The 25,330-nt window shown below is 75.8% G+C and carries 26 protein-coding genes; 7 read left to right on the plus strand and 19 right to left on the minus strand.

Annotated features, from left to right (window positions below):
• Positions 1-16 precede the first annotated feature (16 nt).
• From E5225_RS09845 to ypfJ, 4 genes are all read left to right on the plus strand, one after another.
• Positions 17-685, plus strand: a complete 669-nt coding sequence (locus tag E5225_RS09845; RefSeq protein WP_135973861.1) for a biotin transporter BioY — start codon at positions 17-19, stop codon at positions 683-685.
• Positions 682-1,461: an energy-coupling factor ABC transporter ATP-binding protein gene (locus E5225_RS09850; RefSeq protein ID WP_135973860.1), complete on the plus strand. Its 780-nt coding sequence runs from the start codon at positions 682-684 to the stop codon at positions 1,459-1,461. Before E5225_RS09845 ends, E5225_RS09850 begins: the two co-directional genes overlap by 4 nt.
• Positions 1,458-2,114: an energy-coupling factor transporter transmembrane component T family protein gene (locus E5225_RS09855; protein WP_135973859.1), complete on the plus strand. Its 657-nt coding sequence runs from the start codon at positions 1,458-1,460 to the stop codon at positions 2,112-2,114. Before E5225_RS09850 ends, E5225_RS09855 begins: the two co-directional genes overlap by 4 nt.
• Before the next feature lie 75 nt (positions 2,115-2,189).
• Positions 2,190-3,065: a KPN_02809 family neutral zinc metallopeptidase gene (gene ypfJ / locus E5225_RS09860; RefSeq protein WP_135973858.1), complete on the plus strand. Its 876-nt coding sequence runs from the start codon at positions 2,190-2,192 to the stop codon at positions 3,063-3,065.
• A 69-nt stretch (positions 3,066-3,134) separates the two neighbouring features.
• Here the strand turns inward: ypfJ and E5225_RS09865 are convergent, their stop codons facing one another.
• From E5225_RS09865 to E5225_RS09905, 9 genes are all read right to left on the minus strand, one after another.
• Positions 3,135-3,497: a metal-sulfur cluster assembly factor gene (locus E5225_RS09865; protein WP_166435976.1), complete on the minus strand. Its 363-nt coding sequence runs from the start codon at positions 3,495-3,497 to the stop codon at positions 3,135-3,137.
• Complete coding sequence (gene sufU, locus E5225_RS09870) at positions 3,494-3,982, minus strand: Fe-S cluster assembly sulfur transfer protein SufU (RefSeq protein ID WP_135973857.1); 489 nt, start codon at positions 3,980-3,982, stop codon at positions 3,494-3,496. The genes E5225_RS09865 and sufU overlap by 4 nt, the downstream gene beginning before the upstream one ends.
• Positions 3,982-5,301: a SufS family cysteine desulfurase gene (locus tag E5225_RS09875; protein WP_135973856.1), complete on the minus strand. Its 1,320-nt coding sequence runs from the start codon at positions 5,299-5,301 to the stop codon at positions 3,982-3,984. The genes sufU and E5225_RS09875 overlap by 1 nt, the downstream gene beginning before the upstream one ends.
• A 120-nt stretch (positions 5,302-5,421) precedes the next feature.
• A complete protein-coding gene (gene sufC, locus E5225_RS09880; RefSeq protein WP_135973855.1) occupies positions 5,422-6,183 on the minus strand; it encodes a Fe-S cluster assembly ATPase SufC in 762 nt (253 codons plus the stop codon).
• Between the two features lie 20 nt (positions 6,184-6,203).
• A complete protein-coding gene (locus tag E5225_RS09885) occupies positions 6,204-6,536 on the minus strand; it encodes a non-heme iron oxygenase ferredoxin subunit (protein WP_135973854.1) in 333 nt (110 codons plus the stop codon).
• Positions 6,533-7,831 carry a Fe-S cluster assembly protein SufD gene (sufD, locus tag E5225_RS09890; RefSeq protein WP_135973853.1) on the minus strand — a complete coding sequence of 433 codons (1,299 nt, stop codon included), beginning with the start codon at positions 7,829-7,831 and terminating at the stop codon, positions 6,533-6,535. The genes E5225_RS09885 and sufD overlap by 4 nt, the downstream gene beginning before the upstream one ends.
• Complete coding sequence (gene sufB / locus E5225_RS09895) at positions 7,831-9,288, minus strand: Fe-S cluster assembly protein SufB (RefSeq protein WP_135973852.1); 1,458 nt, start codon at positions 9,286-9,288, stop codon at positions 7,831-7,833. The genes sufD and sufB overlap by 1 nt, the downstream gene beginning before the upstream one ends.
• A 74-nt stretch (positions 9,289-9,362) precedes the next feature.
• On the minus strand, positions 9,363-10,115 hold the full coding sequence (locus E5225_RS09900) for a helix-turn-helix transcriptional regulator (protein ID WP_341765664.1): 753 nt from the start codon (positions 10,113-10,115) through the stop codon (positions 9,363-9,365).
• Between the two features lie 175 nt (positions 10,116-10,290).
• Positions 10,291-10,893: a hypothetical protein gene (locus E5225_RS09905; RefSeq protein WP_135973850.1), complete on the minus strand. Its 603-nt coding sequence runs from the start codon at positions 10,891-10,893 to the stop codon at positions 10,291-10,293.
• 241 nt (positions 10,894-11,134) lie between these two features.
• Between E5225_RS09905 and E5225_RS09910 the strand changes: the two genes are divergently transcribed.
• The 3 genes from E5225_RS09910 (at position 11,135) to E5225_RS09920 (ending at position 14,039) form a co-directional block, all read left to right on the plus strand.
• Positions 11,135-12,097 (plus strand): ABC transporter ATP-binding protein, encoded by a 963-nt coding sequence (locus E5225_RS09910; protein WP_135973849.1) that lies wholly within the window; start codon positions 11,135-11,137, stop codon positions 12,095-12,097.
• On the plus strand, positions 12,094-12,870 hold the full coding sequence (locus E5225_RS09915; RefSeq protein ID WP_135973848.1) for an ABC transporter permease: 777 nt from the start codon (positions 12,094-12,096) through the stop codon (positions 12,868-12,870). The genes E5225_RS09910 and E5225_RS09915 overlap by 4 nt, the downstream gene beginning before the upstream one ends.
• A 104-nt stretch (positions 12,871-12,974) precedes the next feature.
• Complete coding sequence (locus E5225_RS09920) at positions 12,975-14,039, plus strand: COX15/CtaA family protein (RefSeq protein WP_135973847.1); 1,065 nt, start codon at positions 12,975-12,977, stop codon at positions 14,037-14,039.
• 72 nt (positions 14,040-14,111) lie between these two features.
• Here E5225_RS09920 and E5225_RS09925 read toward each other — a convergent pair whose 3' ends face one another.
• From E5225_RS09925 to E5225_RS09970, 10 genes are all read right to left on the minus strand, one after another.
• Positions 14,112-14,732 carry an NUDIX domain-containing protein gene (locus tag E5225_RS09925; RefSeq protein WP_135973846.1) on the minus strand — a complete coding sequence of 207 codons (621 nt, stop codon included), beginning with the start codon at positions 14,730-14,732 and terminating at the stop codon, positions 14,112-14,114.
• Positions 14,729-16,396 (minus strand): CTP synthase, encoded by a 1,668-nt coding sequence (locus E5225_RS09930; RefSeq protein ID WP_135973845.1) that lies wholly within the window; start codon positions 16,394-16,396, stop codon positions 14,729-14,731. The genes E5225_RS09925 and E5225_RS09930 overlap by 4 nt, the downstream gene beginning before the upstream one ends.
• Positions 16,397-16,494: 98 nt before the next feature.
• Positions 16,495-18,198: a murein biosynthesis integral membrane protein MurJ gene (gene murJ, locus E5225_RS09935; RefSeq protein ID WP_135973844.1), complete on the minus strand. Its 1,704-nt coding sequence runs from the start codon at positions 18,196-18,198 to the stop codon at positions 16,495-16,497.
• Complete coding sequence (locus E5225_RS09940) at positions 18,195-19,106, minus strand: hypothetical protein (protein WP_135973843.1); 912 nt, start codon at positions 19,104-19,106, stop codon at positions 18,195-18,197. The genes murJ and E5225_RS09940 overlap by 4 nt, the downstream gene beginning before the upstream one ends.
• Positions 19,103-20,158: a copper transporter gene (locus tag E5225_RS09945; protein ID WP_135973842.1), complete on the minus strand. Its 1,056-nt coding sequence runs from the start codon at positions 20,156-20,158 to the stop codon at positions 19,103-19,105. Before E5225_RS09945 ends, E5225_RS09940 begins: the two co-directional genes overlap by 4 nt.
• Positions 20,159-20,291: 133 nt before the next feature.
• A complete protein-coding gene (gene steA, locus E5225_RS09950; RefSeq protein WP_135973841.1) occupies positions 20,292-21,479 on the minus strand; it encodes a putative cytokinetic ring protein SteA in 1,188 nt (395 codons plus the stop codon).
• A gap of 6 nt (positions 21,480-21,485) precedes the next feature.
• Positions 21,486-23,222 carry a DNA repair protein RecN gene (gene recN, locus E5225_RS09955; protein WP_135973840.1) on the minus strand — a complete coding sequence of 579 codons (1,737 nt, stop codon included), beginning with the start codon at positions 23,220-23,222 and terminating at the stop codon, positions 21,486-21,488.
• Complete coding sequence (locus tag E5225_RS09960; RefSeq protein WP_135973839.1) at positions 23,219-24,082, minus strand: NAD kinase; 864 nt, start codon at positions 24,080-24,082, stop codon at positions 23,219-23,221. Before E5225_RS09960 ends, recN begins: the two co-directional genes overlap by 4 nt.
• The gene (locus tag E5225_RS09965; RefSeq protein ID WP_135973838.1) at positions 24,079-24,945 is read right to left on the minus strand and encodes a TlyA family RNA methyltransferase; all 867 of its coding nucleotides are present in this window, start codon (positions 24,943-24,945) and stop codon (positions 24,079-24,081) included. Before E5225_RS09965 ends, E5225_RS09960 begins: the two co-directional genes overlap by 4 nt.
• Positions 24,942-25,169 (minus strand): hypothetical protein, encoded by a 228-nt coding sequence (locus E5225_RS09970; RefSeq protein ID WP_135973837.1) that lies wholly within the window; start codon positions 25,167-25,169, stop codon positions 24,942-24,944. Before E5225_RS09970 ends, E5225_RS09965 begins: the two co-directional genes overlap by 4 nt.
• Positions 25,170-25,330: the final 161 nt, after the last annotated feature.

Below are 25,330 nucleotides of genomic sequence, written 5' to 3' on the forward strand. Positions count from 1 at the left end.
CCGCGGAAGGCGACCCATGTCCAGCGCTTTCGACGAGACCACCACCGCGCCGCCCACCCCGGCGTCCGGCACGCCCGCGCTGCCGGCGCCGCGCACGCACCGCCGGCCGGCCACGGACGTGGCGCTCGTCGCCACGTTCGCCGCCTTCGTCGCCGCCTGCACGCTCGTGCCCTCGATCCCGACGGGTGCCGGCGTGCCCATCACCCTGCAGACGTTCGGCGTGATGCTCGCGGGCCTCGTCCTGGGGCCGCTGCGCGGCTTCCTCGCGGTCGCGCTGTACCTCGTCGTCGGGCTGGCCGGCGTCCCGGTCTTCGCCGACCTCAGCAGCGGGCTCGGCACGCTCGGCAAGCCGTCCGTCGGCTACCTGCTGGCGTTCCCCCTCGCCGCGCTGGTGGCGGGCCTGCTGTCGCGCGTCGCCCTGCGCGCCCCCGTGCGCCGGCGCTGGGCGGCGCTCGCCGCGGCCGGGCTCGGCGCGTCGTTCCTCACCGTGCACCCGGCCGGCGTCGCCGGCCTCATGTGGCTCCGCGAGGTCGACCTGCCGGCCGCGCTCGCCATCGACGTCGTCTACTGGCCCGGCGACGTCCTGAAGAACCTGCTCGCCGGTGCGGTGACCGTGGCCGTGCTGCGGGCGTTCCCCGACCTGCGTCCGGACGTGCGCCCTCGGCAGGCCGCACAGCCGTCGTGATCGCTCTCGAGGACGTCGAGGTCACGGCCTGGGCGCCGGACCCGGACGGCGGCCCCGACCGCGTCGTGCGGCTGCTGGGTCCGGTGTCGCTGCGGCTCGACGAGCGCCGGGTCGCTGTCGTCGGCGCCAACGGGTCCGGCAAGTCCACGCTCGCGCGGCTGCTCAACGGCCTCGTGCTGCCGTCCGCGGGTCGGGTGAGCGTCGACGGCCTCGACACCGCGGACGACGGCGCGGCGGTGCGGCGCCGGGTCGGGTTCGTCTTCACCGACCCCGACGCGCAGATCGTCATGCCGACGCCCGTCGAGGATGTCGCCCTGTCCCTGCGCCGCACGGTGCCCGACGCGCGCGAGCGCACGGCGCGGGCGCTCGACGTGCTCGCGCGGTTCGGCCTGGCCGAGCGCGCGCACGTGCCCGTGCACTCCCTCTCCGGCGGGCAGCGCCAGCTGCTCGCGCTCGCCGCGGTGCTCGCGACCGAACCGGCCGTGCTCGTGTGCGACGAGCCGACGACGCTGCTCGACCTACGCTGGCGCACGCGCGTCGACGACCTGCTCGCGTCGCTCGACCAGCAGGTGGTCGTCGTGACGCACGACCTGGACGCGGCTGCGCGCGCCGACCGCGTGCTGGTGGTGGACGGCGGGGCCGTCGCGGCGGACGGGCCGCCCGGGTCGGCGCTCGCGCGCTACCGGGAGCTGATGACGCGGCCCGACGCCGCGGGCACCGCGACGCACCACGAGGCGCGCGTGGGCCCAGTGCCGGCGCCGGAGGCGCGCGCGTGAGCCGCGCCGGGCGCACCGGACCCGGACGGCCGCAGCGGCCGCCGTGGGCCGGCCCGCTGGGCCTGCACCATCCGGGGCACAGCCCGCTGCACCGCGCGCCCGTGGCGGCCAAGCTGCTCGGGCTGGCGGCCCTCGGCCTCGCGGTCGTGCTCGTGCGGGGCGTCGCGGCGGCCGCCGTCGGCCTGGGCGTGGTCGTGGGCGCGACGTGGCTCGCCCGCGTGCCGTGGCACCGCACCACGCGCGGTCTGCTGCCCGTGGCAGCCACCGCCCTCGTGCTGGGCGCGTACCAGACCTGGGTCGGCGACCCGGCGCGGGGGGCCGAGGCCGCGCTCGACCTGCTGACGCTCGTGCTGGCCGGCAGCCTGGTCACGGCCACGACGCGCGCCGACGACCTGCTCGGCGCCGTCACGCGGGCGGCGCGCCCCCTGCGGCACGTCGGCCTGCCCCCGGAGACGGTCGGCCTCGCGGTCGGCCTGTTCCTGCGGACCGTGCCCGTGCTCGTGCACACGGTCACCGAGACGCGGGACGCGGCCCGCGCCCGCGGCCTCGCGCGCGACCCGCGCGCCCTCGTCGTGCCGGCGGCCGTCCGGATGGTCGGGCGCGCCCGCACGACGGGCGACGCCCTCGCGGCGCGGGGCCTCGGCGAGGCCTGACCCGCCCTGGACGGCCGCCCATATCGGGCATCCGCTCGCCGGGCGACGCACGACCGCGCGGTCTACGGTGACGCCGTGACATTCAGCGAGGGTGGCAACTTCGAGGGCGGCCGCGTCCGCCGACGCTCCGGCGGACGCACGGCGGCGGCCGGTGGCGGCCTGGTCGGCGTGATCGCGCTGGCGATCTTCCTGTTCACCGGGCAGGACGTGTCGCCGCTGCTGGGCGGGAGCGCCGGCGGTGGCGAGGGCGGCCCCGCACAGGACGTCGCCGGGTGCACCGCCGAGCAGGCCAACGCCGACCCGACGTGCCGCTTCTCGGCGAGCCTGCAGGCTCTCGACACCTACTGGGCCGCGACGCTGCCCGCCGCCGGGGCACAGTTCGCACAGCCGGCGGGCGAGATCTTCGAGGGCGGCGTGCAGACCGGCTGCGGTGCCGCGTCGTCGTCGACCGGGCCGTTCTACTGCCCGCCCGACCAGGGGATCTACCTCGACCTCGGCTTCTTCGACGTGCTGCAGTCGCAGTTCGGCACGGAGGGCGGGCCGCTGGCGGAGATGTACGTCTACGCGCACGAGTACGGCCACCACGTGCAGAACCTCACCGGCGTCTTCGAGCGCGCCGACCGCAGCGGCGGCGGCGCCGAGTCCGACTCCGTGCGCGTCGAGCTGCAGGCCGACTGCTACGCCGGCATGTGGGCGGGCGACGCCGCGACCCGCGTCGACCCCGACACCGGCGTCACCTTCCTCCAGCCGATCACGCAGGAGCAGCTCGCCACCGCCCTCGACACCGCCGCGGCGATCGGCGACGACCACATCCAGCAGCAGTCCGGCGGCGGCGTCGACCCCGACACCTGGACGCACGGGTCCAGCGAGCAGCGCCAGCGCTGGTTCACGACCGGCTACGAGCAGGGCTCGATGGAGGCGTGCGACACGTTCGCCGCCGCCACGCTCTGACGTCCGACCGCGGGAGCACGACGGCCCGGTCCCCTCGCGGGGGCCGGGCCGTCCTGCTCGTGCCGTGGGTCAGATGTTGAAGCCGAGGGCCCGCATCTGCTCGCGGCCGTCGTCGGTGATCTTCTCCGGGCCCCACGGCGGCATCCACACCCAGTTGATGCGGAAGCCGTCGACGAGTCCCTCGAGGGCCTGCGCCGACTGGTCCTCGATGACGTCGGTCAGCGGGCACGCCGCCGACGTGAGCGTCATGTCGATGACCGCGGTGCTGCCCTCGAGCGCGATGCCGTAGATGAGGCCGAGGTCGACGACGTTGATCCCGAGCTCGGGGTCGATGACGTCGCGGAGCGCCTCCTCGACGTCGGCGACGTTGGCGGGGGCCGCCGTCGCGGCCGGCACGGCAGCGGCGGGCGTGGTGGTGTGGTCGGTGGTCATGCGTCCTCCCGGGCGCGTGCGCCGGACGTGATGAGGGCGTCGGACAGGGCGGTCCAGCCGAGCAGCGCGCACTTGACGCGTGCCGAGAACCGCCCGACGCCCGTGAAGGCGGTGGCGTCGCCGAGGAGGTCCTCGGCGTGCTCGTCGTGCAGCCCGGCGCCCTTGGACTGCATGAGCGCACGGAACGTGGCGGCCACCTCGTCGACGCCCGCCAGGTCCCGGTCGACGACGAGGTCGTGCAGCACCGAGACGGAGGCCTGCGAGATGCTGCAGCCCTGCCCCTCCCAGCGCACGTCGCGCACGACGCCGGTGTCGTCGAGGTCGACCTGGAGGGTCACCTCGTCACCGCACGTCGGGTTCACCTGGTGCGACTCCCCCGTGCGTGCCGCGGCGTCGCCGGCACCCCCGAGGCCCCGCCCGTGCGGGTGCTTCGCGTGGTCCAGGATGACCTGCTGGTACAGCTGCTCCATCGATCCGGTGCTCATCACGCTCCCTCCGCACCGAAGAACGCCCGGACCCCCGCCAGTGCTTCCCGGAAGGCCGCGACGTCCTCGGCAGTCGTGTACACCCCGGCCGACGCGCGCGTGGTCGCGGCGACGCCGAAGCGCCGGTGCAGCGGCTGCGCGCAGTGGTGGCCGACCCGGACGGCGACGCCCGCGTCGTCCAGCACCTGGCCGACGTCGTGCGCGTGCACGCCGTCGACGACGAACGCGACGTTCGCCAGGCGGTCGACCGTGTCGGTCGGTCCGATGACGCGCACGCCGGGCACGGACGCGACCGCGTCGAGCAGCAGCGCGGCCATCTCGGTCTCGTGCGCGTGCACGGCCACCATGCCGAGCTCGTCGAGGTACTGCGCGGCGGCGCCGAGCGCGACCGCCTGCGACACCATCTGCGTGCCCGCCTCGAAGCGCTGCGGCGGCGGCGCGTACGTCGTGGCCTCCATGGTGACGACCTCGACCATGGACCCGCCGGTCGCCACGGGCGGCATCGCCTCGAGCAGCTCGCGCCGCCCGTAGAGCGCGCCGACGCCCGTGGGCCCGTACATCTTGTGGCCCGAGAAGGCCGCGTAGTCGACGCCGAGCGCAGCCAGGTCGACCGGCAGGTGCGGGACCGACTGGCACGCGTCGAGCACGGTCAGCGCGCCGACCTCGCGGGCGCGGGCGACGAACCGGTCGACCGGCGTGACGGCACCCGTGACGTTCGACGCGTGCGAGAACGCCAGCACCTTGGTGCGCTCGGTGACGACCGTGTCGAGCTCGTCGACCCGCAGCCGGCCGTCGTCCGTGACGCCGATCCAGCGCAGCGTCGCGCCCGTGCGTGCCGCGAGCTCCTGCCACGGCACGAGGTTGGCGTGGTGCTCGAGCTCGGTGACGACGATCTCGTCCCCCGGGGCGAGCGCGAACCGGCGGGCGGCCTCTCCCCCGCGCCCGAGCGACGCGTTCGACATGGCGTACGCCACGAGGTTGAGCGCCGCGGTGGCGTTCGACGTCCACACGAGCTCGCCCGGCGAGGCGCCGACGAACCCGGCGACCCGCGCGCGGGCGTCCTCGAACGCGTCCGTCGCCTCCTCGGCGAGCTGGTGGGCGCCGCGGTGCACCGCCGCGTTCCGCTGGACGTAGAAGTCCTGCTCGGCGTCGAGGACGACCTCGGGCTTCTGGGCGGTCGCCCCGGAGTCGAGGTAGACCAGCGGGCGCTCGTCCCGCAGGGTCCGCGCGAGCAGCGGGAAGTCGGCGCGCACCGCGGCGAGCTCGGTCGCGGACAGCCGGCCGGCGGGTGCGGCGACCGGCTCCAGCGTGCTGGTCATGGGAGGTCCCTCCGGACGACGGTCCGGACGACGGCGGTCGTCCGGTGGCCCCGGGTTCCGGGGCCCCGCCGGGACGCGACCGCGAGGGTCGCGTCCCGGCGTGCGGTGGTCACCGCGGGCTCACGCCGTGGCGGACGTGAGGAACCGGTCGTAGCCCTCGTTCTCGAGGCGGTTCGCCAGCTCGGGGCCACCCTCCTCGGCGATGCGGCCGTCGACGAAGACGTGCACGAAGTCCGGCGTGATGTAGCGCAGGATGCGCGTGTAGTGCGTGATGAGCAGCACGCCGACGTCGGTCTTCTCGCGGACGCGGTTGACGCCCTCGGAGACGACCCGCAGCGCGTCGACGTCGAGGCCGGAGTCGGTCTCGTCGAGGATCGCGATGCGCGGCTGGAGCAGCTCCATCTGGAGGATCTCGTGGCGCTTCTTCTCGCCGCCCGAGAAGCCCTCGTTGACCGAGCGCTCGGCGAACGTCGGGTCCATGCGCAGTGCGTCCATGGCGCCACGCACGTCCTTGACCCACGTGCGCAGCGGCGGGGCCGTGCCGTCGATGGCCGTCTTGGCGGTGCGCAGGAAGTTCGACACCGACACGCCCGGCACCTCGACGGGGTACTGCATGGCGAGGAACATGCCCGCACGCGCACGCTCGTCGACGCTCATGGCGAGCACGTCGGCGCCGTCGAGCAGGACGGTGCCGGACGTGATCTGGTACTTGGGGTGGCCGGCGAGCGAGTACGCGAGCGTGGACTTGCCGGAGCCGTTGGGCCCCATGATCGCGTGGGTCTCGCCGCTGTTCACGGTCAGGTCGACGCCGCGCAGGATGGGCTTGGCGCCCTCCTTCGTCTCGACGCTGACGTGCAGGTCGCGGATCTCCAGGGTGGACATCTCGGGTACTCCTCGGGGTTTCAGAGCGGGGCGTCGACGTCGACGAGCACACGCTCGCCGTCGACGGTCACGGGGTAGACGGGGACGGGGCGGACGGCCGGCGGCGAGAGGGGCTTGCCGCTGCGCAGGTCGAACCGCGACCCGTGCAGCCAGCACTCCACCGAGCAGTCCTCGACCTCGCCCTCGGAGAGGGAGACGGCGCCGTGCGAGCAGACGTCGCTGATGGCGTGCCACTCGCCGGACTCGTCACGGACGACGGCGACCTCGACGGGTCCCGCCTCGCCCTCGAGCTCGACGCGCAGCGTGCCGGCGACGGGCACGTCGTCGGTCATGCAGGCGAGCTGGGCGCTCATGCCTGCTCCGCCGGGGCGACCGCCTCGGACTCCTCGATTCGCGGGGTGGTCCCGAGGATCTCGCTCATGGACTTCTCGAGCTCGGCCTCGATGGAGGCGATCAGGCGCTCCTCGACCTCCGGCACGCCGATCTCGTGGATGAGCTCGGCGAAGAAGCCGCGCACGACGAGGCGGCGCGCGTCGGCCTCGGGGATCCCCCGCGCGCGCAGGTAGAACAGCTGCTCGTCGTCGAACCGGCCGGTCGCGCTCGCGTGGCCGGCGCCCTCGATGAGGCCCGTCTCGATCTCGAGGTTGGGCACCGAGTCGGCACGAGCCCCGTCGGTGAGGACCAGGTTGCGGTTGAGCTCGTAGGTGTCCGTGCCCTCGGCGGCCGCGCGGATCAGCACGTCGCCGACCCACACCGTGTGCGCCCCGGCGCCCTGCAGCGCGCCCTTGTACGTGACGCGCGAGACGCAGCTCGGCACCGCGTGGTCGACGAACAGGCGGTGCTCCTGGTGCTGGTCCGCGTCGGCGAAGTACGCGCCGAGCAGCGTGACGGACGCGCCCTCGCCCACGAACTCGGCGTCGGGCGTGATGCGCACGGCGTCGCCGCCCAGCGTGACCACGATGTGCTTGACGGACGCGTCGCGGCCGATGCGCAGCCGGTGGCTGGACGCGTGCACCGAGCCCTCCGACCAGTCCTGCACGGACACGACGGTCAGGTGCGCACCGTCCTCGGCGACGATCTCGAGCGTCTCCGTGAGGTTCGCGTGCCCGACGTGGTCGATGACGACGACGCCCTGCGACAGCGGCTCGGCGTGCACCAGCAGGTGCGTCGCCGTCGGCTCCTCGGCGACCTCACCGTGCGCGGCTCCCTCGACGACGATCGACGTCACCTTGGACGACACCGACTCGCGCGGCAGCGTCAGCACCGTGGAGCGCTCGAACGACGCCCACGACGTGCCGGCCGTCCGGTCGCCCGGCTTGCCCGCCTGCCCGAGGCGCACGTCGTCGCGGTCGACGATCTCGACCCGCGCCTCCGGCGACTCGACGACGGTGGTCAGCACGCCGTGACCGGACAGCACGCCGCCGGTCGCGGCGCCGAACAGCGGCGCGAACCGGTCGACGGGTGCGAACCGCCACTCCTCCTCGCGGCCCGTGGGCACGGGGAAGTCGGCGACGTCGAAGCTCGTCGGGCGCGACGCGCGCGACGACTCGGGCACGACGTCGCCGTGCGTGTGCGCGCCGTCGGCGACGGCGCGCGAGTGGTCGGTCGAGAGGCCGGTGCCGGCGCCCTCGTTCGTGGTGGTCGTCATCAGCCGACGGCCCCTTCCATCTGCAGCTCGATGAGGCGGTTCAGCTCGAGGGCGTACTCCATGGGCAGCTCGCGCGCGATGGGCTCGATGAACCCGCGCACGATCATCGCCATGGCCTCGGTCTCGGCCATGCCCCGGGACATCAGGTAGAACAGCTGGTCCTCGCTCACGCGCGACACGGTCGCCTCGTGGCCCATCGACACGTCGTCCTCGCGGACGTCGACGTACGGGTACGTGTCGGAGCGGGAGATCTGGTCGACCAGGAGCGCGTCGCACAGCACGTTCGACGCGGAGTGCGAGGCCCCCTCGAGGATCTGCACGAGCCCGCGGTAGGACGTGCGGCCACCGCCGCGCGCGACCGACTTCGAGACGATCGAGCTCGAGGTGTGCGGGGCCGCGTGCACCATCTTCGAGCCGGCGTCCTGGTGCTGGCCCTCGCCGGCGAACGCGATGGACAGCGTCTCGCCGCGGGCGTGCTCGCCCATGAGGTAGATGGCGGGGTACTTCATCGTGACCTTGGAGCCGATGTTGCCGTCGACCCACTCCATCGTCCCGCCCTCGGCGACCGTGGCGCGCTTGGTCACGAGGTTGTAGACGTTGTTCGACCAGTTCTGGATCGTCGTGTAGCGCACGCGGGCGTTCTTCTTCACGACGATCTCGACGACGGCCGAGTGCAGCGAGTCCGACTGGTAGATCGGCGCGGTGCAGCCCTCGACGTAGTGCACGTACGAGCCCTCGTCCGCGATGATCAGGGTCCGCTCGAACTGGCCCATGTTCTCCGTGTTGATGCGGAAGTAGGCCTGCAGCGGGATCTCGACGTGCACGCCCGGCGGCACGTAGACGAACGAGCCGCCCGACCACACGGCGGTGTTCAGCGACGCGAACTTGTTGTCCCCGGACGGGATCACGGAGCCGAAGTACTGCTCGAAGATCTCCGGGTGCTCGCGCAGGCCCGTGTCGGTGTCGAGGAAGATGACGCCCTGCTCCTCGAGCGACTCCTGGATCTGGTGGTACACGACCTCGGACTCGTACTGCGCGGCCACGCCCGAGACGAGGCGCTGCTTCTCCGCCTCCGGGATGCCGAGCCGGTCGTACGTGTTCCTGATGTCCTCGGGCAGGTCCTCCCAGCTGGTGGCCTGCTTCTCCGTGGAGCGCACGAAGTACTTGATGTTGTCGAAGTGGATGCCGGACAGGTCGGCGCCCCACCACGGCATGGGCTTCTTGTCGAACAGGCGCAGCGCCTTCAGGCGCGTCCTGAGCATCCACTCGGGCTCGTTCTTCAGCCGCGAGATGTCGCGCACGACGTCCTCGGACAGGCCGCGGCGCGCGACCGCGCCGGCGACGTCCGGGTCGTGCCAGCCGTAGGTGTAGTTGCCGAGGGAGGCGATGGCCTCGTCCTGGCTCAGCGGCTCGGTGGCCGCCGGCCGGGTGGCCGTCTCGTCCGTGGGTGCGCTCATGGTGTCGGTCCTTCCGTCGAGTGCACGTGCGGGGGTCGGGGGGTGGGGTACGGGTGCGGGTGGGGCGGCCGGTGTCACGGTCCGCCCGTCGGTCTGCGGGTGGGCACGCTCGTGGTGCACACGTGCCCTCCGGACGGGAGGGTGGACAGGCGCTGGACGTGCACGCCCAGGAGCCGGCCGAACGCGCGCGTCTCCGCCTCGCACAGCTGCGGGAACTCGGCGGCGACGTCCTGCACGGGGCAGTGGCCCTGGCACAGCTGCAGTGCGCCCGTGCCGGGGACGGGGCGCGCCGACGCGGCGTACCCGTCCCGCGCGAGCGCGTCGGCGAGGGCGTGCGTGCGCGCGGTGACGTCGTCGCCGGCGGCCGCGACGGCCGCGGCGTGCCGGGTCTCGAGCTCGCGCACGCGCTGCTCCGCGAAGCGCTCCACGGCCTCCGGACCGGCCGCGTCGGCGAGGAAGCGCAGCGCGTCCGCCGCGATCTCGGCGTACCGCTGCGACAGCGTGCCCTGGCCGTGCCCGGTGACGACGTAGCGCCGGGCGGGCCGGCCGCGACCCCTGGCCCCGCCGCCGCCCACGTGCACGGTGACCTGACCGGCGTGCTCGAGCGCCGCGAGGTGGCGGCGGACGCCGGCGGCGGCGAGGTCGAGCGCCGTCGCGAGGTCGGCGGCGCTGACCGGGCCGTCGGTGGCCACGATCTGCAGCACGCGACGGCGCGTGCCGGCGTCGTGGTCGGCGCTCGTCCCCGCGGCGTGGTCCGCGGCGGGACCCGCACCGGGCTCGGCCACGAGCACGGGTCCGGGGCGCGCGGACGCGGTGGGTGTGACCACGGGCAGCAGGCTGGCCACGTGCACCTCCGCGGAAGAGTCGACCGGCGCACCGGGCGGCGTGACGACGCATCCGGCGGGTGTGCCCGCGCGAGGGCGCGGGCTTCTGATATCGGCAACATACTTGTTGCCGAAATCCATCCCCGCAAGCAAGGCGACCCTTGGTGAGTCGCGCGCCTCACACCCGGCTCGGGGCCACCCCCGCGTGCCGCCGGCGTGCTGCCGCGAGCGCCTGCCGGCTGGAGGCGACCTGGTCCGCCGGCGCCCCCTCGCACTCGCGCCGCTCGAGCGCCGCCGCGAACAGGGCCGCGGCCTCGGGGTACCGGCCCTCGTCGTAGCGCACGCGGCCCTGCTGCTGGTCGGCGAACCCGAGGACGGCGGCGCAGTCGCGTCGCACCGGCTCGTCACCCGCGGCGGTCGCCTGCTCCGCGGCCGCGCGGGCGGAGCACCGGACCGCGTCGACCACCGCGTCGGCGTCGCCGTACCGGCGCTGCCAGTGCAGCACGTGCGCGAGCCGCAGCAGCGGGCGGTACGCCGTGCGGGGCAGCGCGGCCGCGGCCGTGGGCAGCGCGTCGAGCGTCGCCGGCCCGCCGTGGCGCGCGACGTCCGCCCACGCGAGCAGCTCCGCCGACGTGAGCGCACCGAGGATCCGCAGCCACGCGACCCGCTCGCCGTCGCCGTCGCTCCCCCGCTCCTCGAGCGCCTCGACGTGCGCCCACCCGGCGGTCACGTCGCGGGGCACCTCGCGCAGCGAGTCGGGGTCGATGCGGTACGTGGCCACGGGCTCTCCCGTCGTCGGGGGTGGGTCGTTCGGTGGTCCTGCAGCGGGCCGGGCGGCGTCCGCGGACGCCGCCGCGTCACCCTAAAGGCACACCCGACGGCGCGGCCGCGTCGTCCATCTGGGGGACAAGTCGCAGCGCGTGCGCACCGCAGTCACGGGCCACGCTGCAGCCCGGCCGCCGCCCGCGTGCCGCCGGCCGGCGGCCCGTCGGGGCCCGCACGACGACCTAGACTCCCCCACCGTGGTGCACTCCCCCGCCGTCGAGGTCCGCGGCCTCGTCAAGAGCTACGACGGCCGCACCGTCGTCGACGGCCTCGACCTCACCGCGCAGGCCGGGAGCGTCACCGCGGTCCTCGGGCCGAACGGCGCGGGCAAGACCACGACCGTCGAGTGCTGCGAGGGGCTGCGCAGCCCGGACGCCGGCCGCGTGCGCGTGCTCGGGCTGGACCCCGTGGCGGACGCCGCCGCCCTGCGGCCGCGGGTCGGCGTCATGCTCCAGGACGGCGGCCTGCCCTCGGGCGTGCGGGCGCGCGAGATGCTCGACCACGTCGCCCGCATGTACGCCCACCCGCTCGGCACCGACGCCCTCGCGGCCCGCCTGGGCCTCGACGCCTTCGCGCGCACGACCGTGCGCAGGCTGTCCGGCGGCCAGCGCCAGCGCCTCGCGCTGGCGGTCGCCGTCGTGGGACGTCCCCGCGTCGTGTTCCTCGACGAGCCGAGCGCCGGCATGGACCCGCAGGCGCGGCTCGCCGTCTGGGAGCTCGTGCGCGAGCTGCGGGACGAGGGCGTCGCCGTGATCCTCACCACGCACGTCATGGAGGAGGCCGAGGACCTCGCCGACCACGTGGTGGTCGTCGACCACGGCCGCGTCATCGCGCAGGGGACGGTGGCCGACCTGCTCGCGGGCGGGGGCGGGGGCCCCGCCGGTGGCGCGGGCGCGGCGGGCGGCCCGCGCGTGACGCTCGTCGTGCGCACCGAGCGCGCGGTCGACGTCGCCGACCTGCGGGGCGCGCTGGACGACGCCCTCGCCGTCGAGCAGCGGTCGGCGACGACGCTCGCCGTCACCGGCGCGGTCGGACCGCGGACGCTCGCGGACGTCACCGCCTGGCTGGCCGCCCGCGACGTGCTCGCGACGCGGCTCGACCTCGGTCGGCGCACGCTCGAGGACGTCTTCCTCGACCTGACCGGACGGAGCCTGCGATGAGCCGGCCGACGGCCGCACCCGCGGACGGCCTCGCGGCGCCGCCGCTGCGCCGGGTCCTCGCCCAGGCGGGCTTCGAGACCCGGACGATCCTGCGCAACGGTGAGCAGCTGCTGGTCGCGGTGGTCATCCCCGTGCTGGCGCTCGTCGGGCTCGTGCAGGGCACGTTCGTGGGGATCGACACGGCCGGCGCGGCGCGCGTCGACTTCCTCACACCCGGCCTGCTCGCCCTGGCCGTCATGACGGCCTCCTTCACGTCCCAGGCGATCGCGACGGCCTTCGACCGCCGCAACGGCGTCCTCCGGCTCATGGCCACCACGCCGCTGGGACGCGGCGGGCTGCTCGCCGGCAAGGTGCTCGGCGTCCTCGCGGTCGAGCTCGTCCAGGTCGTGCTGATCGGGACCGTGGCGGCCGCGCTCGGCTGGCGCCCCGACGCGGCGGGCGTCGCGCTCGCCGCGGTCGGGATCGTGCTCGGCACGGGCGCGTTCACCGCACTGGCGCTCGTCGTCGCCGGCACGCTGCGGGCCGAGGCCGTGCTCGCGCTGGCCAACCTCCTGCTGCTCGTGCTGGCGCTCGGCGGCGGCGTCATCGTCCCGGCGGCCGACCTGCCGGCGCCCGTCGCGTCGGTCGCGGCGTGGCTGCCCTCGGGCGCGCTCGGCGACGTGCTCCGCGGCACGCTGATCGACGGCACGCTCCCGCTCGTCCCGGCGCTCGTGCTCGCCGCGTGGACGGTCGGCCTCGGGGCGCTCGCGGCGCGCGTCTTCCGCTGGCACTGACGGCGCGCGGCGCGTCGCGGACGCACCGCGGCACGCTCGCGCGCACGGTGTGACGCCCGCCTCCCGGTGCCGGCGCCGCCGTTCGGCGCGCCTACCCTGGACGCGTGAGCACGACTTCCACCACGTCCCCCGTGGCCCCGCCGTCGCCGTCCCTGCTGCAGCGCCTGCGCCCCCGATGGACGGTGCCGGCCGTGGTCGCGAACCTCGTCGCGCAGGTGGTGATCGTCGTCACCGGCGGCGCCGTGCGGCTCACCGGGTCGGGCCTCGGCTGCTCGACGTGGCCGCAGTGCGAGCCGGGGCAGTTCGCGCCCGTGTTCCACGAGGCGATGTCGGTGCACACGGCCGTCGAGTTCGGGAACCGGACGCTCACCGGTCTCCTGGTCGTCCTCTCCGCCGCGGTGGCGCTGCTCGCCGGGCTCGACCGCTCGCGGTCGCGGTCCTACCGCGCCTGGGCGTGGGCACCGTTCGCCGGGGTCGCCCTCCAGGCCGTGATCGGCGGGATCACCGTGCTCGTCCACCTGCACCCGGCGGTCGTCGGCTCGCACTTCCTCATCTCCATGGCGCTCGTCGCGGTGTCGGCGTGGCTCCTGGTGCGCACGCGCGAGGGCGACGGCGCACCCGTCGCCGCCGTGGACCGCACGACCCGGGTGCTCGCGGCGGTCCTCGGCGCGATCGGTGCGGTCGTGCTCGTGCTCGGCGTCGTCGTGACGGGTGCGGGGCCGCACTCCGGCGACGAGGAGGTCGGCTACCGGTTCGCCGTCGACCCGTACGCCGTGGCGCGCGTGCACGCGCTGTCCGTGTGGGCGTTCGTCGCCGTGCTCGTGGTCCTGCTCGTGCGCGTCGCACGCGCGGGCCGGGCGTCCGCCGCGCCGGCGTACCCCTCGCCGGACGGCACGGTGCAGCCGGCGCGGGGCACCGCACCGGTGCATCCGCACGCACCGGCCGACGCGCTCGGCCGGGTCCGCCGCGCCGGCCTCGCGCTGCTCGTCGTCACGCTCGCGCAGGGCGGCATCGGCTACGTGCAGCTGTTCACCGGCCTGCCCATCGCCCTGGTCAACCTGCACATGTTCGGCGCGGCCGTCCTGACCGCGGCCCTCGCCCTCGTCCTCGGCACGCTGCGCGTCCGCGGCGCCCCCGCCTCGGCGCTGCCCGCGACGGCACCCGCCTGAGGCTCCGGCGCACGGACGACGACGGCCGCTCCCCGGGACGGGGAGCGGCCGTCGTGCGTGCGGCGCAGGGGCTCAGCCGTCGAGGTGGACCTCGGTGAGCGTCGACCACCCCGCCGCCCGCGCGGCGGCGGCGGCGAGCACGCCCGCGACCGTCGTGGGGCAGCGCAGCCGGCCCTCGAGCACCGCCGTCACGGCGTCGTCGAGCGGCACCCAGGCCGGCACGATGTCGGCCTCCTCCTCGGCCCGCGCGTAGCGGCCCTCCGCGGGCACGGGACGCAGGTCGCGCGCGAGGAAGACGGTGATGCGCTCGTCGTTGCCGCCGGGCGTGCTGAAGAAGTCCACGAGGCGCCACCAGCGGCCCGCCTCCAGGTCCGCCTCCTCGGCCAGCTCGCGCGCCGCCGCGACGACGCGCTCCTCGCCCTCGACGTCGAGCAGCCCGGCCGGCGGCTCCCACAGCACGTGCCGCACGGGGTGGCGGTACTGCGCCTGCAGGAGCACGCGGTCGTCGTCGTCCATCGCCAGCACCGCGACGGCACCCGGGTGGGCCACGTACTCGCGCACGGCCGGGCCGTCACCGAGCTGCACGGTGTCGCGCACGACGTCCCAGACGCGGCCCCGGAAGACCGTCTCCTGCGCGACGACGTCCCGCTCCTGCGGGACGTCGACGAGAGGGCCCGGATCGGTGACGCTCACGCGCCGGCCCGCTGCCTGAGGGCCGCGCCCACGAGACCGGCGAACAGGGGGTGGGAGCGCGTCGGACGCGACTTGAACTCCGGGTGCGCCTGCGTGGCGACGTAGTACGGGTGCGTCTCGCGCGGGAGCTCGACGAACTCCACCAGCGACGTGTCGGGCGAGACGCCCGAGATCACGAGGCCGGCGTCCTCGAGCTTGTCGCGGTAGGCGTTGTTCACCTCGTACCGGTGCCGGTGCCGCTCGGAGACCTGCTCGCTGCCGTACGTCTCGGCCACGACGGACCCCGGCGTCAGGCGCGCGACGTACGCGCCGAGGCGCATCGTGCCGCCGAGGTCGCCGTCGCCGCCGACGATCGCGAGCTGCTCCTCCATCGTCGCGATGACCGGGTGCGGCGAGTCGGGCTCGAACTCGGTCGAGGACGCGTCCTCGAGGCCCACGACGTTGCGCGCGTACTCGATGACCATGCACTGCAGGCCGAGGCACAGGCCGAGCGTCGGCACCTTCTGCTCGCGGGCCCAGCGCAGCGCGCCGAGCTTGCCCTCGATGCCCCGCACGCCGAACCCGCCGGGCACGAGCACGGCGTCGACGCCGCCGAGCGCCTCCTGGGCGCCCTCGGGCGTCTGGCAGTCGTCGGACGTGACCCACCGGATCGTGACCTTGGCGTCGTGGTGGAAGCCGCCCGCGCGCAGCGCCTCGGTGACCGAGAGGTAGGCGTCGGGGAGGTCGATGTACTTGCCGACGAGCGCGATCTCGACCTGGTTCGCCGGCTTGTGGACGCGCCGCAGCAGGTCCTCCCAGCCGCTCCACTCGACGTCGCGGAACGGCAGGCCCAACCGCTGCACGACGTAGGCGTCGAGGCCCTCGCTGTGCAGCACGCGCGGGATGTCGTAGATGCTCGGCGCGTCCTTCGCCGTGACGACGCCCTGCTGCTCGACGTCGCACATGAGCGCGATCTTGCGCTTCGTGGACTCCGGGACGTCGCGGTCCGCCCGCAGCACGATCGCGTCCGGCTGGATGCCGATGCTGCGCAGCGCCGCCACCGAGTGCTGCGTGGGCTTGGTCTTCAGCTCGCCCGACGGGCCGATGTAGGGCACGAGCGAGACGTGCAGGAAGAAGACGTTGTCGCGGCCGAGGTCGTGGCGCACCTGGCGCGCCGCCTCGAGGAAGGGCTGGGACTCGATGTCGCCGACGGTGCCGCCGATCTCCGTGATGATCACGTCGACGTCCTCGCCCGCCTGCGACCGCATGCGGCTCTTGATCTCGTCCGTGATGTGCGGGATGACCTGCACGGTGTCGCCGAGGTACTCGCCGCGCCGCTCCTTGGCGATCACGTGGGAGTAGACCTGGCCCGTCGTGACGTTCGCGGAGCCGACGAGGTCGACGTCGAGGAAGCGCTCGTAGTGGCCCACGTCGAGGTCCGTCTCGGCGCCGTCCTCGGTGACGAAGACCTCGCCGTGCTGGAACGGGTTCATGGTGCCCGGGTCGACGTTGAGGTACGGGTCGAGCTTCTGCATCGTGACCCGCAGGCCGCGGGACCGCAGGAGCCGACCGAGGCTGCTCGCCGTCAGGCCCTTGCCGAGGGAGGACGCCACCCCCCCGGTGACGAAGATGTGCCGGGTCGAGATGTCCGACCGCCCGGAGAGTCGATACGCGCGCTCTGTCACGGGCTTCCACCCTACCGGACGTCGGGGCCGGCGCCGCGGGACCGCGCCGCGGACGGGCGTGTCCCCGCGCACGTCCGGCCCGTGCGTCGCGTCCGCCGTCAGGGGGTGCGGGTCCCGAGGTCGTTGTCGCCGGCGTCGGCCGGTCGGGGCGCGTCGGCGCGCACGGGGACGGCGGGCCCCTCGACGGATGCACGCTCCGCATGCAGCACCCCCGTGACGGTCCCGCGGTCGAGCAGCGCGACCGCCGCGGCGACCACCGTGGCGGCGAGCACCGCACCGCCCGCCGCCGCGCCGGTCGCCGACCACCCGCCGTCGCCGACGAGCAGCAGCACCGAGTCGGCGACCCACCGGCCCGCGCCGGCCCCGAGCGCGGCGGCGGCCAGCGCGACCACGGACGTCCGCGCGAGCCCCGTGAGCGCACCGCGACCGGCGGACCGGCGCAGTGCCAGCAGCGCCACCACGGCGCCCGCGGTCATGCCGACCGTCGTCGCGGTGCCGAGCGCCCCCAGGACGCGGTCGCCCCCCGTGCCGACGACGACCACGAGCACGACCGCCGTGAGCGACACCACGCCCCACCCGACGACGTTCGCCGCCACGGCGGCGCGCGAGCGCTCCAGCGCGTACAGGCAGCGCGAGACGTGGAACAGCACGCCGAGGCCCACCACGCCGGGCGCCATGGGCACCAGGGCGGAGGCGAGCCCGTCGGCGACGCCGGGGTTCTCGGCGAGCGCGGCGAACACCGTCGCCACCGCGGGGCCGCCCGCGAGGACCGCCGCACCGCCCAGCGCCGCCGCCACCAGCACGCCGCGCGTGGTCACCGCCGCGAGCCGCGCGAACGCCTCGCGCTCCGCCGCGGCCGCGTGCGCCGCCACGCGCGGGAAGGTCGAGGTCGCCAGCGGCACGACCAGCACGGCGTAGGGCAGCAGGTAGACCTGCTGCGCGAAGACGAAGGCCGTGTACCCCTCCCCCTGCCCCGGCGCGTACCGCAGCGCGAGGCGCAGGATGAGGAAGACCGCGAGCTGCTGGGCGGCGACGGACCCGATCCCCGCCAGCGCCAGCGCACGGAAACGGGCGCCCGTGTCCCCGTCGAACCGCAGCGTGGGGCGCAGCCGCACACCGAGCCGGCGCACGGGGACGAGCATCGGCAGGCACATCGCCGCCACGCCCGCGGTGGTCCCCCAGGCCAGCACCTCGAGCGCGCCGGGGTCGAGCGCCGACGGGTCGTTCGCCTCACCGCCCGCGAGGGCCCCGTAGCCGAGGTACGCGCCCATGACGACGAGCGAGTTCAGCACCGGCGCGAACGCGGGCCAGAAGAAGCGTCGGTGCGCCTGCAGCACCCCGTAGAGCAGCACGGCGACGCCGTACAGCGGCACCTGGACGGCGAACACGAGGGTGAAGAAGCGGATGAGGGCGACGGTGGTCTCGTCCGGCCCGCCGAGGAACGCCGCGAGCGGCGCGGCGCACACCGCGAGCAGCACCCCGAGCGGCACGAGGACGAGGAGCGTCCACCCGAGCGCGGCCGACGCGATGCGGTCGACCCCCTCCTTGTCCGCCCGGGCGAGGGGGGCGGCCAGCATCGGCACGACGGCGCCGGCGAGCGCCCCGCCCGCGGCGGCCTCGAACAGGATGTTGGGCAGCATGTTCGCCGCGTTGTAGGCGTCGCCGATGCGCTCGGCCCGCACCGTGCCCGCCAGCACCAGGAAACGGCCGAGCCCCAGCACCCGGGAGAGCAGCGTGACGACGGTGATCATCGCCGCCGCGCCGAGGAGCCCCTGGACGGCGCGGCGCGCGCCGGGGCTCATGCGGGTGCGGCGCCCGGTCGTGCGCCGTCGGCGCCGTCCGCCGCCGGCTCGACCGGTGCCGCGGGGCGACGCCCCCACGCGTCGAGCTCGCGCAGCACGGGCGTGCGCTCGATGACGCGCGTGAAGCTGATCCGCTCGCTCGCGACCGTGAGCGCGACGACACCGGCCAGCGCGGCGAGCCGCACGGGCCGGGGCGCACCGAGGACGAGCGCCGTGCCGAGTGCCGCGCCGAGCGCGTTGGCGCCGCCGTCGCCGAGCATGTCGACCTCGGCGAGGTCCTGCTCGGAGGCGGCGCCGCCGGTCCCGAGGACCGCCGCCGCCGTCCCCGCGCCGTCCCCGCCGGCGAGCAGCAGCGGCACGGCGGCGAGCGCGGCGGCCTTGAGCGCACGGCCCGGGCGCAGGTCGAGGAGGTTGAGCAGGTTGGCGGTGCCGGCGATCAGCGCGCCGGACGCGAGCGTGTCGGCCGCGCGCGCGGCCGGACGCACGGCGTGCCCGCCCGCGGGGCGTGCGACGGCGGCCGCGGCCAGCGCCGTCGCGCCGATGCCGAGCACCTTCAGCCCGCCCGTGGTCAGCCGGCCGTGGGCGAGCGCACCGAGGTGCCCGCGCAGCCCCTTGGTGCGGGTCGCGGCGTCCTCGCGCAGGTCGTCGACGAGCCCGAAGGTGGCGGCGCCGGCCACGGCAGTAGCCGTGGCGAGCGCCGCACGCGGCGACCCCGCGCCGACGAGAGAGCCCGCGACCAGGCCGGCCGCGACGGCCGGACCCTCGAGCATGCTCACCGGCTCACCCCGGTGGTTGGTCCGCGTCCACACGCCCGGTCCGCCGGGAGGGCTGGTGTCCAGGACGCCGCGGACGACGGCCGTGGTCGCGGCCGCGACGGCGGCGGTCGCCAGGCGGCGTCCCGCGCTCATCCCTCGCCCTCCGTGGCGCCCTCCGTGGCGGTGCCGGCGCCCGCGTCGGCCGCGGGGTCGCCGACGGTGGCCGGCGTGCGGTCCACGGGCGGCAGCTGCACGGCCGGCGGCAGCGGCTCGAGGTCGTCGCCGTACCCGTAGTGGCCGTTCTCGCCCGCGATGCGCGCGGCGAGCGCGAGCGGCACGGCGACCTGCCCCGCGACGTCGTCGGTGGCGGACACCGTGGTGACCCGCTCGGCCCGGTCGCCGTCGTCCAGCAGCGCGGACGTGAGCGACTCGGGCGTGCGGGGGCCGTCGGCGAGCACCGCGCCGGTGGACAGCCGCTGCGCCGCGTCGATCACGGCGAGCGCGGCGTCCTGCGTGGTCGGGGTGGACGCGGCGCTCGGCGACGCCTCGTCCTGTGCGACGGGCGGCGCGGCGATGACGACGACCGCGTCCGCGGGCGTCGTGATCTCACCGGTCACCGCGAGCAGGGGGTTGTCGCCGGAGGAGAGCAGCTCCAGGAGCGTCGCGGCGTTCTCCGACAGCACGTCGGGCGCCGTCGCGTCGGCTCCCACGAGGCCTTGCACCAGCGCGTCGGCGAGCTCCGCCTCGGTGCCCGCGTCGGCGGGGGGCGGCGGCTCGAGGTAGGACACGAGCGTGCCGGCGAGCGCCTGCCGGTAGGAGCGCAGCGCAGGGTCGGTCCAGGCGTCGGTCAGCCGGACCGTGGCGGACACGGAGGCGCCGGCCTGGCCGAGCCGCTCCGCGATCGCGGTCACCTGCTCCTCGGGCACCTCGTCGAGCAGGACGAGGGCGACGCGGCGGTCCGCGAGCGCACCGGCGAGCATGCGCTCGCCGGCGGCGGAGACGATCGCCTCCGCGGCAGCCTGGTCGGCGGCCGCGGCGTCGAGCTGCGCACGCAGGTCCTCCTTCTCCGCGCGCAGCTGCTCCACCTGTCCCGTGAGGGTGTCGCCGATCGTCTCCTTGAGCGGCCCGGCGCCGAGGGCGATGCCGACGGCGAGCGCGAGGAAGACGGAGATGAGCGAGACGATGTGGTACCGGAAGTCGATCACGACAGGAGCTCTCGGTCGGGTGCGCCCGGGACTGCGGCGCGAGGGGCGGGGAACGTCGGGAGGGGGCGCGCGGGCGCGCGGGTCGCCGTCGTGCGACCGGCGGCGCCGGGGCGCGCCCGCCCGGGGGGCGGCGTCACGGCGAGCCGCCGACGAGCGAGCCGAACCACGACACGACGTCGTCGAGACGCGCCCCGAGCAGGCCGATGAGCGTCTGCCCCGACGCGGTGGAGGCCAGCGCGACCCCGAGCGCCAGCAGCCCGGCGAGGACCAGCAGCGTGAGCTGGACGTTGGAGATGCGGTGCTGGTAGAGCCGGGACACCCCCTTGGCGTCGACCAGCTTGCCGCCCACGCGCAGGCGCGTGAGGAACGTGCTCGCCATGCCGGAGCGCCCCTTGTCGAGGAACTCGACGAGCGTGGCGTGCGTGCCCACGGCGACGATGAGCTCGGCGCCCTTGTCGTCGGCGAGCAGCATCGCGACGTCCTCGCTCGTGCCCGTCGCGGGGAACACCACGTGCGGCACCCCGAGCTGCTCGACGCGGGCCAGACCGGGCGCGCGGCCGTCGCGGTAGGCGTGCACGACGATCTCGGCGCCGCACTGCAGGGACCGGTCGGAGACGGAGTCCATGTCCCCGACGATCAGGTCGGGGCGCCAGCCGGCCTCGATGATCGCGTCGGCGCCGCCGTCCACCCCGATGAGCACCGGCCGGTACTCGCGGATGTACGAGCGGAGCGTGACGAGGTCCTCCTTGTAGTGGTACCCCCGGACCACGATGAGCACCTGGCGGCCCTCGAGGCGCGTGTCGATGTCGGGCACGCCGACGCCGTCGAGCAGCAGGTCACGCTCGCGTCGCAGGTAGTCCATCGTGTTGGCGGCGAAGGACTCGAGCTGCACGGACAGGCCCGCGCGCGCCTCCTCCATCGCCGCCGCGACGGACGCAGCCGTCTGTGCGACGCCCTCCGCGACCAACGCGTCGCCGTCGTACACGGCGCCGTCGACGACGCGCAGCGTGCGCCCCTCGGCCACGGCCATCACGTCGGCGCCGAGGTCGTCCACGAGGGGGATGCCGGCGGACACGAGGATCTCGGGCCCGAGGTTGGGGTACCGGCCCGACGTCGACGGGGCCGCATTCAGCACCGCCGCGGGCTGGCACCGCACCAGCGCCTCGGCCGACACGCGGTCGAGGTCGAGGTGGTCGATGACCGCGACGTCACCTGGCCGCAGCCGCTTGGTCAGGGACTTCGTTCGGCGGTCGACGCGTGCGGGCCCGACCACCTCACCGGTGTCGGGCGCGGTCGTACGCCTGCGCAGGGAGACTCTCATCGTCGCTCATCGTCCCACGGACTGGGCCAGCAGCTCCGCCGCGTGCGCGCGCGCCGTCTCCGAGTCGTCCTGGCCGGACAGCATCCGGGCCAGCTCGCGCACGCGGTCCTCGCCGTCGACCGTGCGCACGTCGGACTCCGTGACGACGTCGACGCCGTCCGCGACCGACTTCGTGACGACGAGGTGCTGGTCCGCGAACGCCGCGACCTGCGCGAGGTGCGTCACGACCAGCACCTGCGTCCCGCCGGCGAGCCGTGCCAGCCGTCGCCCGACCTCCGTGGCGGCCCGTCCGCCGACGCCCGCGTCGACCTCGTCGAACACGAACGTGCCGGGCCGGGCCGCGCCCGAACCCTCCGCGGTCGCGAGCGCCACCTCGAGCGCGAGCATCACGCGCGACAGCTCGCCGCCCGACGCCCCCTTGCCGAGCGGGCGGGCGGGCGCGCCCGCGTGCGGCACGAGCAGCATCTCCACCTGGTCCGCGCCGTGCGCGGCCGGCTCGTCCGCGGGCCGGACGTCGACGACCAGGCGTGCGCCGGCCATCGCCAGGCCCGCCAGCTCGTCGCTGACCGCGTCGGCCAGCCGGTCGGCGGCGTCCGTCCGCGCGGCGGTCAGGGTCGCCTGCAGCTCGCGCAGCTCGGCGTCCAGCGCGTCCCGCCGCTCCCCCAGCGCCGCGATCCGCTCCTCGCCGCCCTCGAGGTCGAGGAGCCGGTTCGACGACTCCTCGGCCCACCGCAGGACGGCGGCGACGTCCGCGCCGTAGGACCGGGTCAGCGTGGCGAGCTCCGACCGGCGTCGCTGCACCGCGTCGAGCCGCGCTGGGTCCGCCTGCAGGTCCTGCACGTACGCCGCGAGGTCCGCGGCCACGTCGGCGAGCAGGTAGCCGGCCTCGGCCACGCGGGTGGCGAGCACGGCCAGGGCAGGGTCGTGCGCACCCACCTGCTCGAGCCGGCGCCGCGCGTCCTCGACCAGCAGGGTCGCCGCGGCCGTCTCCCCCGCGCTGTCGTCGTCGCCCACCAGCGCGCCGTGCGCGCCGCCGGCGGCGGCGCGCAGGTCCTCCGCGTTGCCGAGTCGCTCCGCCTCCGCCGTCAGCTCGGCGTCCTCACCCGGCTGCGGCGCGACGCGCTCGACCTCGGCCAGGCCCAGGCGCAGCAGCTCCGCCTCCCGCGCACGCTCCTGCGCGCGCGCCACGAGGTCGTCGAGCTCGGTCTGCACCCGCGCACGCTCGGTCCAGACGGCGCGGTGACGCGCCAGCACGGCGGCGTGCTGCGGGCCCGCGAACGCGTCCAGGGCCGCGCGCTGGTGCGCGGGTGAGCGCAGCCGGGCCTGGTCCGCCTGGCCGTGCACGGTCACCAGCTCCTCGGCGATGTCGGCGAGGACGCCCTGCGGCACGCTCCGCCCACCGAGATGGGCGCGCGAGCGCCCGGCGGTCCCGTCGGTGCCGGCCGTCACGGTGCGCAGCACGACGAGGCTGCCGTCGTCGTCGACCTCGGCCCCCGCCTCGCGGGCACGCTCGAGCGCGGGCGAGGCGTCGGCGAGGACCACCCGGCCCTCCACGGCCGCGGCGCGGGCGCCGGTGCGCACCGCCGCGGGGTCCGCACGGCCGCCCAGCAGCAACGACAGCGCGGTCAGCACCATCGTCTTGCCGGCGCCGGTCTCGCCGGTCAGCACGGTCAGGCCAGGGCCCAGCCGCACGTGCGCGCGGCCGATGACGCCGAGGTCGTCGATCCGGATCTCCTCGATCACCGTCCACCGTCCTCGCGGGCACCGCGCCAGCCGACGACCGGCAGGTCGAACTTCTGCACGAGCCGCGTCGTGAACGGCGCGGGCGTCAGGCGCGCGAACCGCACGGGCGTGTCGCTCACGCGCACCTCGAGGCGCGCGCCCCGGTCGAGGGCGAGCTGACGGCGGCCGTCGCACGTGACGACGGCCGTCGACGGGGACCGGTCGATGAGCTCGATCGCGAGCACGCTGCCCGGGCCCACCACGAGCGGACGCGCGAAGAGCGAGTGCGCGGCCAGGGGAACGAGGACCGTGCCGGCGACGTCCGGCCACAGGACGGGGCCTCCGGCCGAGAACGCGTGCGCGGTCGAGCCCGTCGCCGTGGCGGCGACCAGCCCGTCGCAGCCGAAGGACGACAGCGGCCGGCCGTCGACCTCGACCACCACCTCGATCATCCGGGCCGGGTCCGTCTTCTCGAGCGCCGCCTCGTTGAGCGCCCAGCCCGACTCGGTCCGCCCGTCCGGGTGCACGACGAGGACGTCGAGCGTCGCACGCTCCTCGACGTCGTGGTCGCCCGCCGTGAGGCGCGCGACGGCGGTGGCCACGGCCTCGGGCTCGATCTCGGCGAGGAAGCCGACGTGCCCGAGGTTGACGCCGAGCAGCGGCACGTCCGTCCCGCGCGTCAGCTCCGCGGCGCGCAGGATCGTGCCGTCGCCGCCGAGCACGACGGCGAGCTCGAACGGGGGCAGGTCCTCGGGTGCGACGTCCTCGGACGCCGCGAACGCCTCGACCCCCGCGAGCTCGAGCGCACGCAGCACGTCGTCCGCCGCGGCGACCGCCTCCGGGCGGCCGCTGTGCCGCACCACCAGCGCGCGCCGCGTCATCGGGCCGCTCCCGGTCGCGCGTGCCCGGGCACCGTCGCGCCGAGCGCGGTCGCCGCGGCGACGGCGGTGTCGACCGTCGCGGCGACATCGACGTCCTCGTGCCGCTCGCGCCCGGGTGCGGCGAGGCGCAGGACGAACTCGACGTTGCCGTGCGTGCCCGGGAGCGTGCTGGGCCGCACGTCGACGACGCGCGCGCCGAGGTCGGTCGCCGTGGCGCAGACGTCGAGCAGGGCGGCGCGCCACAGGGCCGGGTCCCGGACCACCCCGTGCGCACCCAGCCGTTCGCGGCCGACCTCGAACTGCGGCTTCACGAGCAGCACGAGATCGGCCCCGGGTGCCGCGACCGCGAGCAGCGGCGCCAGCACGAGGCGCAGCGAGATGAAGGAGAGGTCCCCCACCACGACGGTGGGCGCCGGCGCGACGTCGCTCGCGCGCAGGTCACGCACGTTCACCCCCTCGCGGACCTCCACGCGCGCGTCCTCGCGCAGGCGCCCGACGATCTGGTCGTGACCGACGTCGACGGCCACGACGTGGGCCGCTCCGCGGCGCAGCAGCACGTCCGTGAACCCGCCCGTGCTCGCCCCGGCGTCCAGGCACACCGCCCCCCGCACCTCGAGGTCGGGCCACGCGTCCAGCGCGTCCGCCAGCTTGTGCGCCGCGCGTGACGCCCACCCGGGATCGGCCGGGTCGGCGTGCACCGCGACGTCCTGCGCGGCGTCCACGGAGGTCGCCGCGCGGGCGGCGGGGACGCCGTCGACGCGCACGCGGCCGTCGGCCACGAGCCGCGCGGCCTGCGTGCGCGAGCGCGCGAGCCCCCGGCGGACGAGCTCGGTGTCGAGGCGTGCCGTCACCGTCGGGCTCATCCCTCGGCGTCCGCGAGGCGGTCCTGGAGGGCCCCGTGCACGGCCTCGAACGTCACCAGCTGCGCGCGCAGGTCGAGCTCCGCGACACCGTCCAGCCGGCCGAGCGCCTCGTCGACGGCGTCGTCCCCGGTTCCCGCAGGAGCGGACCCGTCACCGGTCGGCGGCTCGACGGCCGTCGGGGGGACGCCGGCCGAGGGCGGCGTGCCGGGCGCGCTGTCGCTCACGTACGGTCCTCTCGTTCGTCTCCGGTCGGTCGGTCGCACGTCACGGGTGCGGGTCGCGCCGCCGGCCACCACGGGCCCGGCCGGCGCGACGCACCCGACGCGACGCGCCCGACACGCGAGGGGCGCCGGGCGCCACCACGCTACCTGCCGACCGGCCGCCA

Origin of the sequence: Cellulomonas shaoxiangyii, from assembly GCF_004798685.1 — a bacterium.
Classification (GTDB): Bacteria; Actinomycetota; Actinomycetes; order Actinomycetales; family Cellulomonadaceae; genus Cellulomonas; species Cellulomonas shaoxiangyii.